General features: G+C 27.1%; 1 protein-coding gene and 1 pseudogene. One reads left to right on the top strand and one right to left on the bottom strand.

Features of this window, described 5'->3' with window-relative positions:
* Positions 1-522 precede the first annotated feature (522 nt).
* Positions 523-810 (bottom strand): hypothetical protein, encoded by a 288-nt coding sequence (locus ACEW7V_RS01760; RefSeq protein ID WP_374695686.1) that lies wholly within the window; start codon positions 808-810, stop codon positions 523-525.
* Positions 811-1,470: 660 nt separating this feature from the next.
* On the opposite strand from ACEW7V_RS01760, the pseudogene ACEW7V_RS01755 reads away from it, so the two are divergent.
* Positions 1,471-1,870 (top strand): annotated as a pseudogene (locus tag ACEW7V_RS01755) (glycerol-3-phosphate acyltransferase); the annotation flags it as partial.
* Positions 1,871-2,644 lie beyond the last annotated feature (774 nt).

The following is a 2,644-nucleotide window of genomic DNA, read 5'->3' as shown; positions in this document are numbered from 1 at the left end:
GATACGTATTGCTGTTTTTTATCTTGACAAAGTTGTTCAAAATACTTTGTTATCACAGCAAAAAAGAATTGCAATGTTTATCTGTTTTTATATAAACAAGTTAATTTAGCAAAATTGCCTCGTCATGAAATTAACGATTAAATTATGGATTAAAAAATGCCTTTTACTAAAAAAGTGACCAACTTTTTAAGTCAGTTATAATGTTATTTTTTGAAATATTTTATTTTTTAGTATTTGAACGCAGCGTTTTTACAACTTTAACTACATCCAAAAAGTGTACCTTATAATCATCTGAAAAGCTTGCATTGGGTTTTTCGATTTCCCAATATAAATTAATAATACAGGCAAACATTTGAACATCAACATTTAATCCTTCATTGATTTTTTTTCTGTTAAATCCTCCTATAGGGCAAACATCATAATCATATTTTTGAAGCAGCCAACATCAATTACAACGTCTGATACCTTCTAAAAAATAACTCATTTTGCAGTTTTACTTGGGAAATTTGTTTGTAATAATCATCAATTTTTGTAATTACTTGTAATGGTTGCATCAGATATTTGTTTTAAAACCTTGTTGATAAATTTTTTCAGTAAGGCACTTTTTTGAGATCGCAACACAACAAAATCATAGAGAACAAGTTTCAATTGAGTTTTGTATGCCATATATAAAAAGGAGCTATTTTTTGTTTGCCTTTTCGCCTTTAAAAACAAAAAACGCTTATGGCTGCAACACGCATGGGAAAACTGTAGCCAAAATTGTTTTAAAATATCATTTGGTATTTTCATGATTGGCGCAAAATTGCGCACACTTTTAATTTTTAAAAATCCATAAAAACTCCTAAGATTTTGTTAATTTCAATTTGATTATTATATTTAGTTAAAATAATTTTAATATTGCATCGTTTTAAAATTTTTTAAGTTAGTATTTTTAATTTTGGAAAGACAACAATTTAAACAGCAAAAAATTATTTTTTCAAAGTTTGCATTTGTTTTTCTTATTTTTGTTTTTGTTTTCAAAAAACTCTCTAATCCAATTTATCCAAATTATCAAATATATTATAACATTTTTTATTATTAAAATACTAACTGTTTCATTTATTTAGACAACTTAATATTTTTTAATAATATAAAGACCAACTTAACTGAAACGCTCCAATAATTTGCTCCCAGTAAAGAATGAATAATTTGAGTCTCAAACTGTTTATGCAGTTTGGGGGTTTGTTTATCTGACAATTTTATTTAATTTTGACAATCAAAAACCTCATTATATTAAAAGAAAAGCAAGGTTTATGGTAAAATTATATAGTAAATTATTTATTTTATAAACGCATAATTATTAAATTTTTATGAAACAAAAAAACTAAATTAACAACAAACACAACTAATAATTACAACAATAATCACAACTTAACAATTCATTAAATAAATGATAAAGTTTTGAAACAATAAATGAAATGAAGGTGCAAAATGGAAAACTTATCGTTTTTATTCTTATTCTTGTTTTTTTATATTTTGGGGTCAATTCCTACAGGCTTAGTTATTGGCAAATTGGTGCAACAAAAGATTTACGCAACACAGGTTCTGGAAATATTGGAGCAACTAATGCTTTGAGAGTTTTGGGGAAAAAATGGGGAATATTAGTATTTTGTTAGATTTTTGCAAAGGATTTGTGCTACTTACAATTTGTTTGCATTTCTCAAAAATTTTGGCTAACAGAACCATCCACAAAACTTTTTACAACCAAACCTCACAATAAAATCTCCTTTTGGCAATATCTCCTATTTTAGACACATGTTTTCTTTATTCAATAAATTCAAAGGTGGTAAGGCAATTTACCTTCCGGTAAGGTATTATCACCGCTTTGAACTTTGATTGGTATTTCTGGTATCAATCAAAGTTAAAAAGCAGTGATATTTAGTTATGCTACTATTTTTGCTGGTATTGAATAAAGAAAACATGTGTCTAAAATAGGAATATTGCCAAAGAGACTGATTTAACAAAAAAATTTTTGTGGATAATTCTGTGTAAAACTAATGCAAACAGAGGCAACAGTAACTACAAATCCTTTGCAAAATGAAAATGCTGTATTCCCATTTTCCCAAGACTCTCGAAACGTAGTTGTATTTCAGGGCTTGTGTTTCATCACACCTGTTGCCTAATTCTCAATATTTGGTGCAGCGTGTTAATATGAAAACAGAATAGTAAAACGACAATTTTATTTGCTGCTGTTCATTATTATTTCAGCTGTCATTTGTTCAATGATATTAGTGTGTTATTATATTATCAGATTGTGTTCAATTGGTGCAAAATACAGCCAGTATGCGTTTTATCAAAACCGAAATATTTACTATCAATGCCATATGACCTTTTCTGCAATATAATCAATTTTGATATCGAATAGCCCCCAAACTGCATAAGCAATTTGGAACTCAAACCATTCGTCTTCCACAGATATGACAGGCCGTTTGGTATAATATTGACCAAAATATTAAATTGTCTAAATAAATGAAACGAATTAGTATTTTAATAATAAAATGTTATATCACATTAATTTGAATAAATGAATTGAAAGAGTTTTGAAAACAAAAACAAATAGAAAGAAACAAATGCAAACTTGAAAATAATTTTTGCTGTTTAAGTA

It is taken from the genome of Areca yellow leaf disease phytoplasma (genome assembly GCF_041920595.1).
The sequence above is the reverse complement of the archived record's forward strand: the minus strand, read 5'-3'. Positions and strand labels throughout refer to the sequence as shown.